General features: G+C 66.1%; 18 protein-coding genes and 2 pseudogenes. 9 read left to right on the top strand and 11 right to left on the bottom strand.

Annotated features, from left to right (window positions below; genetic code table 11):
- Positions 1–518 precede the first annotated feature (518 nt).
- Positions 519–1313 carry a carbon-nitrogen hydrolase family protein gene (locus ACZY1F_RS02120; protein ID WP_463940010.1) on the bottom strand — a complete coding sequence of 265 codons (795 nt, stop codon included), beginning with the start codon at positions 1311–1313 and terminating at the stop codon, positions 519–521.
- A gap of 32 nt (positions 1314–1345) precedes the next feature.
- Between ACZY1F_RS02120 and ACZY1F_RS02115 the strand changes: the two genes are divergently transcribed.
- On the top strand, positions 1346–2002 hold the full coding sequence (locus tag ACZY1F_RS02115) for a GntR family transcriptional regulator (protein WP_463940009.1): 657 nt from the start codon (positions 1346–1348) through the stop codon (positions 2000–2002).
- Between the two features lie 11 nt (positions 2003–2013).
- Here the strand turns inward: ACZY1F_RS02115 and ACZY1F_RS02110 are convergent, their stop codons facing one another.
- Entirely contained in the window at positions 2014–3405 is a 1392-nt protein-coding gene (locus ACZY1F_RS02110) for an MFS transporter (protein ID WP_463940008.1), read from the bottom strand.
- A gap of 150 nt (positions 3406–3555) precedes the next feature.
- Here ACZY1F_RS02110 and ACZY1F_RS02105 point away from each other — a divergent pair, with 150 nt between their 5' ends.
- Genes ACZY1F_RS02105 through ACZY1F_RS02095 form a run of 3 tightly spaced genes read left to right on the top strand, consistent with a single transcriptional unit; the run spans position 3556 to position 4847 of the window.
- Positions 3556–4242, top strand: coding sequence for a DUF2848 domain-containing protein (locus ACZY1F_RS02105; protein WP_463940007.1), 687 nt, complete (start codon positions 3556–3558; stop codon positions 4240–4242).
- Positions 4243–4295: 53 nt separating this feature from the next.
- On the top strand, positions 4296–4694 hold the full coding sequence (locus tag ACZY1F_RS02100; protein ID WP_463940006.1) for a hypothetical protein: 399 nt from the start codon (positions 4296–4298) through the stop codon (positions 4692–4694).
- A gap of 6 nt (positions 4695–4700) precedes the next feature.
- On the top strand, positions 4701–4847 hold the full coding sequence (locus ACZY1F_RS02095) for a hypothetical protein (protein ID WP_463940005.1): 147 nt from the start codon (positions 4701–4703) through the stop codon (positions 4845–4847).
- A 5-nt stretch (positions 4848–4852) separates the two neighbouring features.
- On the opposite strand, the gene ACZY1F_RS02090 is transcribed toward ACZY1F_RS02095, so the two are convergent.
- The 4 genes and pseudogenes from ACZY1F_RS02090 to ACZY1F_RS02075 all read right to left on the bottom strand — a co-directional run bounded on the left by ACZY1F_RS02090 (position 4853) and on the right by ACZY1F_RS02075 (position 6702).
- Positions 4853–5050: a DUF202 domain-containing protein gene (locus tag ACZY1F_RS02090; protein WP_463940004.1), complete on the bottom strand. Its 198-nt coding sequence runs from the start codon at positions 5048–5050 to the stop codon at positions 4853–4855.
- A 7-nt stretch (positions 5051–5057) separates the two neighbouring features.
- Positions 5058–5472, bottom strand: a pseudogene (locus ACZY1F_RS02085) (YidH family protein); the annotation flags it as partial.
- Positions 5473–5485: 13 nt separating this feature from the next.
- Complete coding sequence (locus ACZY1F_RS02080; protein WP_463940003.1) at positions 5486–6379, bottom strand: hypothetical protein; 894 nt, start codon at positions 6377–6379, stop codon at positions 5486–5488.
- Positions 6380–6439: 60 nt separating this feature from the next.
- Positions 6440–6702: pseudogene (locus tag ACZY1F_RS02075) on the bottom strand (YnfA family protein).
- A 144-nt stretch (positions 6703–6846) separates the two neighbouring features.
- Between ACZY1F_RS02075 and ACZY1F_RS02070 the strand changes: the two are divergent.
- The 4 genes from ACZY1F_RS02070 (at position 6847) to ACZY1F_RS02055 (ending at position 10693) form a co-directional block, all read left to right on the top strand.
- Entirely contained in the window at positions 6847–7881 is a 1035-nt protein-coding gene (locus ACZY1F_RS02070) for an LLM class flavin-dependent oxidoreductase (RefSeq protein WP_463940002.1), read from the top strand.
- Between the two features lie 103 nt (positions 7882–7984).
- On the top strand, positions 7985–8188 hold the full coding sequence (locus tag ACZY1F_RS02065; protein WP_463940001.1) for a hypothetical protein: 204 nt from the start codon (positions 7985–7987) through the stop codon (positions 8186–8188).
- Positions 8189–8394: 206 nt separating this feature from the next.
- Complete coding sequence (locus ACZY1F_RS02060) at positions 8395–9492, top strand: ferredoxin reductase (protein ID WP_463940000.1); 1098 nt, start codon at positions 8395–8397, stop codon at positions 9490–9492.
- 13 nt (positions 9493–9505) lie between these two features.
- On the top strand, positions 9506–10693 hold the full coding sequence (locus tag ACZY1F_RS02055) for a fatty acid desaturase family protein (RefSeq protein ID WP_463939999.1): 1188 nt from the start codon (positions 9506–9508) through the stop codon (positions 10691–10693).
- A 63-nt stretch (positions 10694–10756) separates the two neighbouring features.
- On the opposite strand, the gene ACZY1F_RS02050 is transcribed toward ACZY1F_RS02055, so the two are convergent.
- The 5 genes from ACZY1F_RS02050 to ACZY1F_RS02030 form a co-directional block, all read right to left on the bottom strand.
- Complete coding sequence (locus ACZY1F_RS02050) at positions 10757–11602, bottom strand: alpha/beta fold hydrolase (protein ID WP_463939998.1); 846 nt, start codon at positions 11600–11602, stop codon at positions 10757–10759.
- Positions 11603–11708: 106 nt separating this feature from the next.
- Complete coding sequence (locus ACZY1F_RS02045) at positions 11709–11906, bottom strand: hypothetical protein (RefSeq protein ID WP_463939997.1); 198 nt, start codon at positions 11904–11906, stop codon at positions 11709–11711.
- 169 nt (positions 11907–12075) lie between these two features.
- Positions 12076–13689 carry a carbohydrate-binding domain-containing protein gene (locus ACZY1F_RS02040; RefSeq protein WP_463939996.1) on the bottom strand — a complete coding sequence of 538 codons (1614 nt, stop codon included), beginning with the start codon at positions 13687–13689 and terminating at the stop codon, positions 12076–12078.
- Between the two features lie 31 nt (positions 13690–13720).
- Positions 13721–14509, bottom strand: coding sequence for a polyphosphate polymerase domain-containing protein (locus tag ACZY1F_RS02035; RefSeq protein WP_463939995.1), 789 nt, complete (start codon positions 14507–14509; stop codon positions 13721–13723).
- On the bottom strand, positions 14506–15186 hold the full coding sequence (locus ACZY1F_RS02030) for a DUF4956 domain-containing protein (RefSeq protein WP_463939994.1): 681 nt from the start codon (positions 15184–15186) through the stop codon (positions 14506–14508). Before ACZY1F_RS02030 ends, ACZY1F_RS02035 begins: the two co-directional genes overlap by 4 nt.
- Positions 15187–15364: 178 nt before the next feature.
- Between ACZY1F_RS02030 and ACZY1F_RS02025 the strand changes: the two genes are divergently transcribed.
- Entirely contained in the window at positions 15365–16117 is a 753-nt protein-coding gene (locus tag ACZY1F_RS02025) for a lytic transglycosylase domain-containing protein (RefSeq protein ID WP_463939993.1), read from the top strand.

The raw sequence follows: 16117 nt of genomic DNA, 5'->3' as shown, positions 1-16117 counted from the left end.
ACAGGTTACGGACAGGCGGCTTTCGTGAAGATCGCATGTCCGTAGTGTTTCCGGCGTGTAAACGGAACCTGCTGAACGGCGCCGGGATGGAAGCCCTGCGACCGGGATCCCAGCACTGGCGGGCGATGTCGCGCAGACGTGGTGAGATGCCGGCGTCGGACGCCGAAAACGGCAACGTTTCCTGAAGGTGAACGGCGGCTCACCGCCGTGGGGCAGCCGCTTTGACGCAGCGTGGGGGAGTGCCTGAGCCGTTCCGGGAATTTACAGTGCGCGGACGCGACGGCGGCTTCCGGCCAAGGTTCGACGCCGGCGTCATGGTTGCTGCCATCAGCGCGGTGGCTGCGCCGCGGTGGGCGGAGTGTGGGCAGGAACGTGACGCGGGTGGATCTCCCTGGGGCTTCGCATGATGCGCACCTGGACTGTTTTGGGCCGTGGCTGGCTGCGCTCAGGGGATTTGTGCTTTCCTGAGCGCAGCCGGGCCTTCGCTGGAGCGCCCGCGGGGCCGGCTGCCGGCCGGGTCAGAAGGTCCGGGCGTTGGCCAGGACGGGCAGCTTGCCGCGGACCTCGGCAATGAGCTCCGGGTCAATGTCGACGACGGCGAGTTCCGGTTCGCCGCCGAGGGCCACCAGCGCAGAACCCAGGGGAGAGATGACGGCGCTGTGGCCGACGCCCGTGGGAGCCTTGCCCGTGGAGGCAATACCGACGCTTGCCGGATCGCCCTGACCGCTGGCCACCACGAAGGTGGTGCTGTCCAGCGCGCGGGCCCGGACCAGGAGGTCCCACTGTTCGGCTTTGCCTTCGCCGGCACCCCATGAGGCGCAGACTATGTTGACCTGGGCGCCGGCTTTGGCGTTGGCCGTGAACAGTGCCGGGAACCGTACGTCGTAGCAGGTGGCCAGGCCGAAGGTGGTGCCGTTTACCTCGAAGGTCACGGGGGCTGTGCCGGCGTCCACGGTATCGGACTCGGCGAAACCAAACGCGTCAAAGAGGTGGATCTTGTCGTAGGAGGTCTCAACGCCCGGTCCGGTGACCAGCAGGGTATTTCGCACGCGGCCGCCCTCGCCCGGGGTGAACATGCCCGCCACCACGGTGATGTCCAGTTCGTGGGCAATGCCGCGGACGGCGGCGGCCCATGGCCCGTCCAACGGCTCGGCGATGTCCTTCAGGCTGTTGCCGAAGGCCCGCATGGCGGCTTCGGGGAACACCACGAGCTCGGCTCCGGCGGCTTTGGCCCGCGTGGCGTAGTCTCGGATAAGCTCCAGGTTGGCGGCCAGATCGGCTCCGGTGATGATTTGGGCCACTGCTAAACGCATGAAAGTACTCCAGTCTGTTGTATACATAATGTATGCGAAAAAGTTCGGTGACGGCTGCGTCCGGCCGCGAGAAAGCGTACGCGTACCTGCGGGAAAACATCCTGATTGACCCGGAGGTGCAGGGGAAGTTCCTGAACGAGCAGGAGCTGGCCGCCGAGATCGGCGTCTCGCGAACTCCGGTCCGGGAGGCGCTCCTCCTGCTCGTCTCCGACGGCCTGGTGGAACTGATTCCGCAGCGCGGGGCCTACGTTCCGCCGGTGACGGGCCGCGAAATGTCGGAGCTGATGGAACTCCGGGGCGTGCTGGAAAGTCATGCCGCCCGCCTGGTGATCGCAGAGCGCCGTGTTCCTGCGAAAACGATGCAGGACACCCTGGACCAGCAGGCCCAGCTTCCCGAGGAGCTGAGCGCGGAGGCTGCACAGGAGTTCATCCGGCTGGACACCCTCTTCCATCAGCTGCTGATCGACGCCGCGGGCAATGAGCTCATCTCCCGAACGTACAGCAAGCTCCATGTCCGGCAGATCCTGGTGGGCGTCTCCGCCTTGTTCCGCACCGGTGACCGGCGCGGGCAGGTGTGCGCCGAACACCAGGACATCCTCGATGCCCTGGTGTCCGGCGACGCCGCGAAGGCGCAGGGGGCCATTGACCATCACCTGGCCATCACCCGGGATATCCTGCTCCGCGCATAGCAGGGGAATCCTCAGTTGCCTGTGCCGGTACCCGACTGCTGGCGTTCTAGTGCGGATCCTTCCAGCATCAGGCGGTAGTCCTCGTCCTCCACAGTGTTGGAATCACGGCCCAGGGCCAAGCCCACGGCGGTGACGCCTGCAGCGACTGCCACGTAGATGGCAACCGGAATCCAGGTGCCGAACTGCGCCAGCAGCAATGTGAACATCAGCGGGGCGATGGCGCCGCCGATCACGCCGGCGAAGGTGTAGGCCAGGGAGCTGCCCGTGGACCGGAGCCTCGGTGAGAACTGCTCCACGATGAAGGCAGCCTGCGGGCCGTACATAAACGAGTGCGCCATAAGGCCGAGCACAATGCCGATGATCAGCATCGGCTCGTTGTCGGCGCCCAGGACGCCGAAGAAGACGAAGGTCCACACGGCGCCCACCACTGCTGCGGTGCCGTAGACCAGGCGGCGGTTGATGCGGTCGGACACGGCGCCGGCCAGCGGGATCATAAAGAGCTGGAACGCGGAGCCGATCAGGACTGCCGTGAGCACCTGGCTGCGTTCATAGCCCAGGGACTGGATGCCGTAGGTGAGGGTGAAAACGGTGAACAGGGCATAGAGCACGTCCGGGCCCACCCGGCACAGCGTGGCCGCGATGAGCGGCCGGAGCTCCTTGCTGAAGACCTCGCGGACAGGGGCGTTGGGCTGTTCGCCATGGGCCTCGATGGCCTTGAAGATGGGGGTGTCTTCGAGCTTCAGGCGGATCCAGAGGCCGAAGCCGACCAGCACCGCCGAGACCAGGAACGCGATGCGCCAGCCGAAACTGATGAACTGTTCTTCGGTCAGTGCGAGGGTCAGGACGGCAAGGGCGCCGTTGGCCATCAGGTTGCCGGCGGGAGGGCCCACCTGGGCTGCAGACGCCCAGAACCCACGGCGGTGCGGATCGCCGTATTCACTGGAGAGCAGGACGGCCCCGCCCCATTCGCCGCCGACGCCCACACCCTGCGCGAAGCGGAGCAGCACCAGGATGATCGGGGCAGCGACGCCGATGGTTGCGTAGCCTGGCAGCACGCCGATCAGGACGGTGGCCACGCCGATGATCATCAGGGTGGTCACCAGCACCTTCTTGCGGCCGATCCGGTCACCCAGCCGGCCGAAGATGATGCCGCCGACAGGCCGGGACACATAGCCCACCGCATATGTGGAGAAGGCCAGGATGGTGCCCGTCAGAGGATCGGATGACGGGAAGAAGACGAGCGGAAATACGACGGCGGCCGCGGCCGAGTAGACGGCGAAGTCATACCACTCGAGTGCGGTGCCGGTGAGGCTGGCGGCGAAGGCCTTGTACAGGCCCTTGGGGTGAATCGGCTTGTCCGGACGCGGCGCTGCGCCGGAAGCCGGAACTGGGACGTTGGCCATGGGTGTTGTCCTCCACGAGATGTTTACGGGTGACGCCCGTCACGCTGGCGTTAAATGTATACATTACGCATACTGGATGTACGTTGGCCACCGATTCCGGTTTCCAGTTTGTAAATTTCTCCAGCAGGACACGCAAAGGATGGATAGAACATGACGACTCTGAGCTTCGAACTTCCCGACGGCAGCACCCGGACAGTCCAGGTCAAGCACCTCCTGAACGCCGGATATGCGGGCCGGGAGCAGGAAGAAGTGCAGGCCCACATTGCCGAACTGGCGGAACTGGGCGTCCCAGGCCCCACCACCACGCCGGCGCTCTACCCGGTCTCGCCGTACCTGGCTCAGCAGGTTTCCGAAGTCCGCGTGCAGCATGCCCGGACCTCGGGCGAAGCAGAATGGGCGCTGGTGATCGCGGAGGACGGTGTGCTGCTGACCGTCGCGTGCGACCATACGGACCGCGAGCTAGAGGTCCACGGGGTGGCGTGGAGCAAGAATGCCAGCCCGGACGTCCTGGGCCGCAAAGCTTGGAGGCTGGACGACGTGCGCGGCCATCTGGACCAGATCACGCTGAAGGGCTGGGTGGGGCAGGGCGATACTCCGGACACGCTGATCCAGGACAGCTCACTGGAAGCCCTGCTGACCCCGGACTACTGGCTGGAGGTGCTGACCGAGCGCGGCCTGAATGAGCCCGGGACGGTCCTCATTTCCGGCACGGTGGCCATGACCCACGGCGTGAACCAGTTCGCCCGCAGCTGGAAAGTGGAGATGACAGACCCCGTGACCGGATCCACCGTGGATGCCCAGTATGTGGTGGAGCAGATGGCCGAGCCCATCGGCTGATTCCGCCGGGCAGGGGCACACTGGGGGTCGCAACTCCCGGTAGCATCATTGCTATGCCCACTGCGCTTGAAATGGCAGGTCCCATCCTGGAAATGATGACCTGGCTGTGCCTTCCGCCGGGGCTTGCCCTGCTGTTCTACTCGGGCATCCTCCGGCGGTTTGTGCACCCGTGGAATGTTGCCGAAGCGGTGGTCTACGCGGACGCTTCCGGAACGGGCTTCCGCTGGTTTGACCGCAAGTACCAGGTCCACCACGCCCCGATGTCACCCCACGACATCAAAGACCTGGCCGTAGGCGACACCCTGCCGATCTACTACCACCCCAAGCGCCCCACACAGTGGCAGACCGCTGCGCCCGAGGCGGCGGGGAAGACCGCCGTCGCGCTTGGCCGTGTGCTCACCGGGATCGGCGCCGTGGCGCTTGTCGTGGGCTTCCTGCTGCCGATGTTCTGACGTTCCGTGGCTGAATCAACCGGCCAGCACCACGCCGATGCCGAGCGCGCCCAGCGCAACACCCGCAAAGGCGGTCCAGAGCACCGCGCCGTATCGGCGTCGACCCTTTCGCGCGAAATTCCCCGCGCGCTGGCGCCGTACCGCCGGCTCTGAGTCAGCTAGATGGCCGCCGCTGCGGCCGCGGATACGTCGATAAGCAGCGGGATGGGGATGCCGTCGTGGGGCAGCCAGCGCAGGAAGATGGCGCTGACCGTCACCAGCGCCATCATGGTCCGGCCCCACACCAGCGTGGTCCGCTCGGGCTGGAGCCCGGGATCCCCGTGCGGCCCGGGGTCCGGAAACCTGGTGCGGACCACCGGGATAACGCCAGAGGATAACGACGAGGACGACGGCGGCAGCCAGTGCCCCTGCGCCGGCCAGCAGCGGCACAATGAGCGGCAGCGGCAGCGGGAGTGGAGTTTTGTTGCGCATGCTCCGTTCGACGCGGATCCAGCGCCCTGCGGCGCCGGCGCTCAGCAGCATGCCCAGGAGCAGGAGCAGTACCGCCAGGCTCTTGCGGACCGGTTCCAGGAACAGGTCCGAGGTGAAGGCCTCGATGGCGATGCCGCCGGCCAGGAGCGCCAGCGCCGTGCGGATCCAAGCGGGGAAGGTTCGTCATTGGCCAGAGTGAAGCGCGGGTCCGGCTTGGTGCCGCCGGGCAACAGCCGCTCGGCAATCTTTCCGCGCGCGACGGTACTGCGTCGCCGGGCGGCGTCTGGTTGCTGGGCGCGGGGAAAATTTAGCCGCTGGCGTCAGCCGGTCCTGGACGAGATGGAAACCACGGCGCTGATGAAAACCGGAAGCGCGGCGCCACTGATCAGCACTATCGCCCCGGCACCCACCCAAGCCGGCACTGTCCGGCGGGGCCGCGCGGATCTCAGCCAGGAAACCGGAACGACGCTCAGCCAGAGGAACAAGAGGAGGGTCCCAATGACGACGAGGACTGCGAACGGTGGAAACATGATGGCACCAGCGAGCAACGGAACATAGAATTTCGCCGCTCCGGGGCCCCACAGCGGAAGGCGCTCGCTCCACCAACCAGCCGCGGCAGCGACGACGGCGCCGTGAAGGAGGGCAAGTCCGGCATACAGTGCCACCGACAGCCAACCGGGTCCAACGATGTTGAAATCGATGTTGTCCGCGCGCAGGGGATCCATCAAGGACCCTACCCACACGAGGAGGAGCAAACCGAACAACGGTCCGGCGAGACGTCCGCGTGGAAGCCAGCGGCGCACGAGGGGGAACAGGATCGCGGCAAGGAAGCCGGCCGGCAGGCCACCGAAGAACAGCAGGGCCATGGTCCCCCCAACGCTGGGAATTCCCACGAATGCCTGGGCCTCCGTTAGCCGGCCCTGTGCGGAAGCGTGGGATGTGTCCGCCAAAATGCGCATGACCAGCCGCCCGCCGGGCCAGGCGGCAAGCAACGCCGAGACCAGTGCGGAAAAGGACACGAGGTTGGCCCACCAGAAGAACCGGCGCAGCGCGCTCAGTTTCACGTCAGTCCGGAACTTTTGCCCGCCGGTGACCGTGGAGGGGTGGGGTCGTGAGGCGGATGGCTCACGGATGCTGCGGCCTCCCCACAGCACCACCACCAGCAGGCCAAGGAGCAGAAAAAGGGCGGACCCCACCACAATTATTGTGGCCATCGCTGATCACCATCCACATCCAAAGGATGGATCAATTGTGCTCCCAACCGCTGGTACGGGCTACCTCCGCGGGGCAAACATGATCACAGCAACCCCGACCAGGCAGATGACGGACCCCGCAATGTCCCACCGGTCCGGGCGAAGCCGTTGAAGATCATTCCCCACGCCAGTGACCCAGCTACAAACACTCCGCCGTAGGGGGCCAGGATCCGGCCGAAATGGGCATCCGGCCGCAGGGTGGCCACAAAACCGTAGAGGCCCAGGGCAATGACACCCAGCCCTGCCCACCACCAGTTCTTGCCCTCGCGGACTGACTGCCACACGAGCCACGCGCCACCGATCTCGGCGGCAGCGGCCAGAACGAACAGCAGAGTCGTTTTGGCGATCGCCACGGTTTTAGCAGGAATACTCGCAGGCTCGTCATGCCAGCCGGGAATGCGGCCGGCCGCGGGGAGGTTGGGCCGTACATGCAACGCATCGGATTCCTTTCTTTCGGCCACTGGGGCCCCGGCCAGGGCTCCCGCACCAGAACCGCCGGCGAGGCCCTGCTCCAGGGCATTGAGCTGGCGGTGGCGGCCGAGGAACTCGGAATCGACGGCGCGTTTTTCCGCGTGCACCACTTCGCCCGTCAGCAGGCGTCCCCCTTCCCGTTGCTGGCAGCCATCGCCGCCCGCACCAGCCGGATAGAGATCGGCACCGGCGTGATCGACATGCGCTACGAGAATCCGCTGTACATGGCCGAGGAAACCGCGGCCACGGACCTGATCAGCGGCGGCAGGCTGCAGCTGGGTATCAGCCGTGGTTCACCCGAGCCCGCCCGGAACGGAGCCGCCGTTTTCGGTCACAAACCGGCAGAAGGGGAGGCCGACGCCGACATGGCCCGCCGGCATACAGCCCGGTTCCGGCACGCCATCACCGGCGCCGGAGTGGCCCAGGCAGAACCGCGTTACGCCGGCGGTGCCACCGGCCTTTTGCCGGTCCAGCCGCAGTCGCCGGGTCTCGCGGAGCGGATCTGGTGGGGCGCCGGAAGCCGCAACACCGCCGTGTGGGCGGCCGGACTGGGCATGAACCTGATGAGCTCCACACTGCTCACCGAGGACACTGGAGTCCCCTTCGACCAGCTACAGGCGGAGCAGATCCAGCTCTTCCGGGACGCCTGGGCGGCGGCAGGACACAGCCGCCAGCCGCGGGTCTCCGTTAGCCGGAGCATCCTGCCGATCGTCGACGACGAGGACAGCAGGTATTTTGCCGGCAGTGCGCTGCGGGACAGCCGGGACCAGGTAGGCGTTATCGACGGCCTGACGGCACGCTTTGGCAAAACCTATGCCGGCGCCCCGGACGTCCTCGCCGAGAAGCTGGCAGCCGACGTCGCGGTCCAGGCCGCAGACACGCTGCTGGTGACTGTGCCCAACCAGTTGGGCGTGGAGTTCAACGCCAAAATGCTGGGCAACATCGCCCGGTACATTGCGCCCGCCGTCGGCTGGAGTCCGTCACGTTCCTGATCCGGCGCCGATTCCGCTGGGTGATCAGCCCGGAAGGGAATATCCTGAGAAGGTGCGGGCCATTGAGGCCCGGTTATTCCTCACGGCCTAGAGAGGGCTCAGCATGTCCGAGAAGCTACACCTCGCACCCGACGACGAATTCCCGGACGATCTATCCGCGGTTCCGGACAAGGAGTTGCAGGTACTGGACAGCCAGGTACAGCGCCAACTGGACTACGAGTACGTGGCCGAGGGTGAACCGAACCCCGAGACCGAATTCCGGCACCACGACCTGGATGAGGAATTCGAGGAACGCGACTCCCGCTGAAAACCGCCCCCGTCGGGCTCGTCCTTTCCGGTGATCCGAGGTGGAAATTGATCAGCTTCCTTACTATTATTGCTTAAGGAACCATCCAGAAGCCACAGCCGTTAGGCTTGTAGCGGGCTTTGGGGGCACTGCGCCCATGATTACTGCGTGACTGCGGAACGGTCAGGAGAGAGAAATATGGCTCGCGCCGCTTTAGGTATTACTGCATGATCCGGCTACGTCAGCTGGCACAGGCGGCATCCGTACTGACCACGCCATTGGCACCGGAAGATATTCTGGCGCTCTTTAACCCTGTCTTCTCCGCGCGCCAGCTGCGTGGAGTGGTGACCCGTGTGGTCCAGGAAACGGCGCAGTCCGCCACCATCTTCTTCCGTCCCGGCCGGGGCTGGCATTCGCACCTGGCTGGCCAGTGGGCGCGTATCGGCGTCGAGCTGGACGGCGTCCGCCACTGGCGTTCGTATTCGCTGAGTGCGCCCGCCGGCAAGGACCCCGCCATCACCGTCACCGACGTCGGGGCTGTTTCCGGAACCCTGGTGCGGACCACCAAACCCGGTGACGTCCTGTTTCTGGCACCGCCGCAAGGCGACTTCGTCCTGCCCGAGCACCCCAGGCCGCTCCTGATGGTCACCGCCGGCAGCGGCATCACTCCGGTGATGTCCATGATCCGCACCCTTGTTCCCCGCCGCCCGGATGCCGACGTCGTCCTGGTGCACTCGGCCCGCACGCCGGGCGACAGCCTCTTCCGCGAGGAACTCGCCGAACTGGCTGACCAGTTCCCGAACTTCCGCCTGGCCCACTGGTACACCGGCGAACAGGGCCGGATGGACCTGACCAACACGGCCGAGCTCGATGCGATCTGCCCGGACTGGAAAGAGCGTGCCGCCTACGCCTGCGGCCCGGACAGCTTCCTGGACGACGCCGAGGCCCTGTGGAAGCAGGCGTCCCTCACCGCCGGCGCCCCCGGCTCCGATGTTGCGCTTGCCGGCGATCCCGGCAACCTGATGATTGAACGGTTCAACACCACGTTCGCCGGAGGTGTAGGGCACGACGGCGGCCTGGTCACCTTTGAGGCGTCGGACCGGGAAATTGACGCCGACGGCGATACGCCGCTGCTCGACGTCGGCGAGGACGCCGGGGTGCTGATGCCCAGCGGCTGCCGGATGGGAATCTGCCACAGTTGCCTGACTCCGCTCCTGGCCGGACAGGTCCGTGACCTTCGCACCAACGAGGTCCACGGCGAACCCGGCCAACTAATCCAAACGTGTGTCTCGGCAGCCGCCGGACCCGTCAACCTCGAACTCTGAGGAGCAATACCGCATGTCAGTAGTTTCAGAAAGCAAGAAAGTCTCCGACACCAACACCGCCCCCACCGGAGCGGCAAAGACGCGCCCCGGAGCGCTGGCCGAGTCCGGCAGCCCTTCGGTCCGCCCTCCTGCCGCAGCGCACCTTACCGACGAACAGGTAGCTGAGCTGGGCCGCGAACTCGACGCGATCCGCGATGACATCCTCGCGAAGCGTGGAGCCTCCGATGCCGCCTACATCCGGCGCATGATCAAGATCCAGCGCGGGCTGGAGATTTCCGGCCGCGCCGCACTCCTGGTCAGCAAGAACAAGGCAGCCTGGGTCACCGGCACCACGCTGCTGAGCTTCGCCAAGATCCTCGAAAACATGGAGATCGGGCACAACGTCCTGCACGGCCAGTGGGACTGGATGCGGGACCCCGACATCCACTCCACCACGTGGGAGTGGGACTTCGTCACCCCGTCGCGCTCCTGGCAGCACACCCACAATGACCTGCACCACCGCTGGACAAACGTGGTGGGCAAGGACAACGACGTCGGGTACAACCTCCTGCGCATGGACGAGAGTCAGCCGTGGACTCCCATGAACCTGGGCAACCCGCTGTACAACGCCATCCTGGCACCCATCTTCGAGTGGGGCATTGCCATCTACGACCTCGAGCTGACCGATTACAAGGAAGGCAAGAAGTCCAAGGAAGCGCTGAACAAGGACCTCAAGGCCCTGGGCCGCAAGGTGATCACCCAGTTCACCAAGGACTACGCCGCCACTCCGGCCGTCGCCATGCTCACCGGTTCCGGCAAACAGGCCCTCTACGGCACGCTGGCCGCCAACGCCATCCGCAACGTCTGGGCCCACGCCGTGATTTTCTGTGGCCACTTCCCGGAGGGTACGGACACCTTCACCGAGGAAATGGTGGAAGGCGAAACCCGCGGTGACTGGTACGTCCGCCAGATGATCGGCTCAGCCAACATCTCGGGCTCCAAGTTCATGCACCTCATGACAGGCAACCTGTCGCACCAGATCGAGCACCACCTCTTCCCGGACCTGCCGTCCAACCGGTACGCCGAGGTTGCACCGCTGGTCCGCGAAATCTGCCAGCGCTACGGCCTGAAGTACACCACGGGCCCCTTGCTGAAGCAGGTGGGATCGACCTGGGGGAAGATCTTCAAGCTGGCGCTGCCGGGCAAGGCTGCCAGGGCTTGAGCTGACTAAGCCATAAAAGAGTGGAGGGGCCAGGCGAAACGCCTAGCCCTCCACTCTTTTTTGTTATCCGGTCTGCTTCTTCAGGAAGGCGAGCAGGACTTCGTTGACTTCCGCGGCGTGCGTCCACAGCAGGCCGTGCGGGGCGCCGTCGATCTCCACATAGTCGGCGCTGGGCAAGGCCTTGGCGAAGAGGCGCCCGGTGGAATCGATGGGCAGGATGTTGTCCGCCGTGCCGTGGACAATCAGCGCGGGGACATCGATCCGGGGGATGTCCCCGCGGAAGTCGGTGAGCCATGTGGGCTGCGCGGCGACTGAGGCGGTGGCGCCGGATCCCGCTGCGATTCTCCAGCTGGCGTCCACGACTTCCTGGCTGAGCCGCGGCGTGCCCAGGAACGTGTCCGAGTTGTAGAAGTTCTTGAAGAATTCCGTGAAGAACGCGTACCGGTCCGCGGTGACGGCTTCGGTCAGCCCGTCAAAGACGTCCTGCGGAACGCCGTCCGGGTTGTCATCGGTTTTCAGGAGGAAGGGTTCCAGGGATCCGAGGAACGCTGCGCGGGCCACCCGGGCCGAACCGTACGTGCTCAGGTAGCGGGCAACCTCGCCGGTGCCCATGGAGAAGCCCACCAGTACGGCGTTGTGGATTTCCAGCCTGTTCAGGAGGGTATTGAGGTCGGCGGCGAACGTGTCGTAGTCGTAGCCGCTGGTGGTTTTGGTGGATTTGCCGAAGCCCCGGCGGTCGTAGGTGATGACGCGGTAGCCGGCCTCCAGGAGGGCGGTGGTCTGCTTTTCCCAGGAGGATCCGTCCAGCGGATAGCCGTGGATCAGGACAACCGGCTGGCCGCTCCCGTGGTCTTCGTAATAGAGCTCGGTATCGGTGTTGTTCTCGGTTCCAACGGTGACGAATGCCATCTCGGCGGTCCTTTCGAAGCTTTCGGAATCAGTTTCGGGCGCAAGTAAAGCGGGCGCCCGGCATTCCCTACTCTAGGGACCGCCGGCCGCGGCACCAAGGATGTGGCTACTGGGAAGGTTGGGGCAGGTCGCACGCGATCTGCGGGTTGACGCCCACATAGTTCAAGGGCCCGGCGACGATGGTCACGGCCACCGTTCCGGCTTGGGCGCAGGACCCGGGTGCCCCGCCGAAGTAACCGCGCTGCCAGGCTGCTATTCCTCCGATGATCAGCCAGATGATAATCAGTGCTCCGAGAAACTTCATGGTGTCCTCCCAAGGCCGTGGCTGCTGGTGCGTTCAAGTATGCGCCGATATCCGGGTTCCAGACAGAACGCTCTCTCACTAAATGGTGCTTATTCCGGAACGCTCTCTCACTTTCTTGAGAAAAGTGAGAGAGCATCGGTCGAAACCCTCCGTTAAGTGAGAGAGCGTTTCAGGGGCGGGCGCCGAAGCCACCGCCGCCCGGGCCCTGGGCTGCGGTGTACTCGCCGGCCGTCACGGTGCCTTCCTGTTCGGCACCGTCCAGGGACCCTTCGCCCACGCCGGCACTGACCGTGGCCGTGCCGCCGGTGTAGACCGTGTATTCCTCGCCTTCAGTGATCGCGGCCGAGGAGAACACCAGGGACGCCGTCGCCTTGGTGGTTACAAAGGCACTGACCACGTTCCCGGCGGAATCGGCGATCTGCACCACCGTGCCTGCCGGAACCGTGGATCCCAGCGTGACCTGCACGCCGGACTGCGTGGAGGAGGTGCCCGGGGTGACCACCATGCCCACGCTCCCGGCCGCCGCCACGGTGCCGCCGGTGACGGTCAGCTCGCCGTTGACGTCCAGGGCCCCGTTGCCGGAGTTGGTAGGGCCGTTGACCACCACGGTGCCGCCGGAGATGCTGGCGTTGCCATTGGAGTCCAGGCCGTCGCCCTGCGAGTTGATGGTCAGCGAGCCTCCGGTGATTTCCACCGTGTAGTCGCCTACCGTTTCACCGCCGCCCATGCCGCCGCCCATCCCGCCCTGGGCCGAGGTGGAGGTGGAGGCTCCGCCCGAGGCGTTCACGCCGTCGTCGTTGGCGGTGACGTTGGCCGTGCCGCCGGACATCTTGATGTGCTGGGCTTCCAGGGCTTCCTCGGACTTGGCCACGGTGGTGACGCCGGCCGCGATGGTGAGGGTGTTGAAGGCCTTGATGCCGTCGTCCGCCGCGCTGACGTTCAGGGTGCCGCCGTTGATGAGGACCCAGCCGCGGCCTTCGTCCTCCTCGTTGTCCGACATGAAGCCGTCGTCGCCGGCGGTGACCTGGTAGGCGCCGTCGAGCAGGACCGCGTAGTCCTTGCCCACGATGCCGTCGTCGGTGGCGTTCACGGTGACGTTGCCGGCGGCCAGCACCAGGCCGTCCTTGGAGGAGATGCCGTCGTTGAAGTTGCCGTCCACGCTCAGCGAGCCGGTGCCGGCGATGGTCAGATCCGCCTGGGAGTAGAGCGCCGCATTCGGGGCGCCCTCCGCGGTGTCCGTGTAGGTGGACGCGTCGCTCAGGGAGTTGGACGTGCCGTCCTCAAGGAACACGATCGCCTCGTTGGCGCTCTGCACCACAAACGGCGAGCCGGTGGAGCTGGAGATGTCCGCGCCGTCCACGATGATGCGCACCACATCTTCCTCGCCGGCGGCCACCACCACCTGGCCGTCGGACAGCGACCCGCTCAGGCGGTAGGTGCCGGCCGCGCTGATGGTGACGGTGTCGCCGTCGACCTTTACAGCGTCCGACGACGTTCCGGAGGCTACTTTGCTGCCACTGTCCGCCAGGGTCACGGCTACTTCGGCGGCCGCATCCCAGGTGAGGTCATCGGCGTCGAAGTGGGTGTCGGCGGCGAGGGTGTCCAGGGAAACAGCGGCCTGGGCCGTGCCGGACGTCGTGGACGAGTTGGAAGTGCCGGAGGAGGTAGAGGTTGTCCCGGTGATGGAGGTTCCCGTGCCGGCGGTGCCGGTGGCGGAGCAGCCGGCCAGCCCAACGGCGAGGGCGAGGGCGGTGACGGACAGGGCGGTGCGGAAGCGGTTCATGGTGCGTTCCTTCGAAGTCAGGGGGAGGGGGTCAGGCGGCGGGGCGGAGGTTCATGGTGCGGCGGAGCGTGCGGTTCCAGCGGTTGGCCGGCAGTTCCGGGCAGAGCGCCGCCATGCCGGTGGCGAACTTGGAGATCCGGGAAGGCCGGATCCCGTGGGCCCAGAGGTGCCGGTCCAGCGGGCCGGACGCGGAGCCGGACTTGGTTTCGAGGATCACGGCGCCGTCCAGGACCCAGGCCTGCCCGCCGGGGCGCTGCCAGGTGACGTTGGTATCGATGGTGGCCCGGCTGCCGGATTCCGGCAGGTAGACGGTGGTGCGGCGGTAGCGGGTTTCGAGGACCGGCCCGAGGGCTCCGGCAGGCGCTCCGCCCACCGCGGCGGCGAGGGTTTCGTGGACGTAGGCCAGGCCTTCGGCCGTCAGCCGGGAACGGTCCGTGAGTTCGTAGGGGATGCGTTCCTTGACGGTGGCTTCGCGGGCGCCTTCGGTTTTGACCTCCAGGAAGCTGATGGCGCTGTCCACGTACGTTCTGGTGCGGACCTTGTAGCGGCGCCGGCGGCCGTGGGCGGCGAGGAGGTAGCTGTCCAGCTGCGCGGTGTCGAAGTAGACGGAGTCGTAAGCGAAGCAGCGGGAGCCGTCCATTTCCAGGACCCGGACCTCGGCGTCGAACGTGGCCAGGAGCGCCTGGGCCAGGTCCTCGGGGACCACGTACTTGCGGTCCACCCGGGTCTGGAGCGCGGCTTCGGCGTTCAGTTCGTCCAGCCCCACGGCCGGCAGTCCGCTGAGGCTGCTGACGACGCCGGCGCCGGCGGGGGCGCTCATGCCGCACCAGCCGAGGCGTGGACGGGGGTGGCCGCACGGTCGGGAGTGGCCGCGAAGGGTGCCGGCTCAGCGTGCCGGGGTGCCGCCGTCGTGATGGCTGAGATGGTGGTGTGAGCGGCTGGCTGGACGATGCGGGGAGTGTAGGCGTACCGGACGTCCACGATGGTTTTGTCGTTGACCAGGTCAAGTTCCTGGACGGTGGCGGAGTGGACCTTGCCCTGCAGGACTTCCTCGAGCCGTGCGTACAGTTCGCCGTCCTCCGCCAGCGCCCGGTCCAGGATGACCAGCTGGTGCCGGTGGGCGGGCAGGACACGGGGGTGGTCGCCGACGAACATCACCAGCAGGATCAGGCCCATCAGCGAGGCGGTCAGCCAGACGGGTTCGATGCCGAGGCCCGCGATCAGGCCCAGCGCCAGGGCCGAGAAGTAATAGGCCACCTCGTGCTGGGCCAGCTCGGTGGAGCGGAGCCGGATGATGGACAGGACGCCGAAGAGACCAAGTCCCAGGCCGATTCCCGCAGCTGAACCGGAGAGTGCGGTGGCCACTGCCAGGACACCCACGTTCATGCCCAGGTACGAGACCACCAGGTCGCGGCGGCGGTGGCGGCGGAGGTAGAGGACGAAGGTGAGGATGGTGATGGCCGCGAGGTCTGCGGCAATGAAAATGAGGGAAGTCATCGGGATTCTCCGGAATCTGTTGGTGGGCTGTTTTCTACGATCCACGGCCAAACTGTGCAGGTGCTGTGACGGAACCCAGGCCCGAATATGAGTGCGGGCTGGGCGCCCGGCTGCTGTTTCCCGGGTGTCGTGCAGCCGCCGTTCCTCCTGGCGGACTTCGATCGATAGGATCAGACCCGTGCTCCGACTTAAACGCCTTGCGGTTTTCTGCGTGTTCGCGATCTGCGTCATCACCGCGGTGGCATTCTGGGCATTCGGACCGTCCGGCGCGGACTCCCGCGGGGCTCTTCCTCCTCCGCCACGGGCTGAGGCGAAACTCGAAACGCTCTCCACCGGCCTTACCACCGCCGTCAATGTCACCCGGAACGCGGACGCCGAGTGGCTCATCCAGGCTGCCGCTCAAACCGGCATACCTGCCCGCGCCCTGCGGGCCTACGTGGGTGCGGCTAGCGCGGCCAATCATTCCGCTCCGGCGTGTGGGATCGGCTGGAATACGGTGGCGGCAGTTGGCTTCGTCGAATCCCACCACGGAGCATACGGCGGCGGAAGCCTGAATGCCGCAGGGCAGGCGAGCGGGCCACTTGTCGGCCCGAGCCTGGACGGCAACGGATTTGCCGTCATTGCTGATACCGACGCCGGCGTCCTGGATGGCGACGCTGCATGGGACCGTGCTGTTGGACCCATGCAGTTCATTCCCTCCACCTGGGAGCTCGCGGGACGGGACGGGAACGGTGACGGCGAAGCGGATCCCTTCAACATCGACGATGCCGCACTTAGCGCGGCCGGCTACCTATGCGCCCATGGCCGCGACCTCACCGCCGCGAACGGATGGACTGCGGCCATCTACTCCTACAACCAGTCCGACTCCTACGTGGACCAGGTGCGCCGCCAGGCCACCTCCTACGCCGAGAAGACGGCCACCACCGGATAA

Source organism: Pseudarthrobacter xylosi, from assembly GCF_055412765.1.
This window is presented reverse-complemented; position numbering and strand designations above follow the sequence as displayed.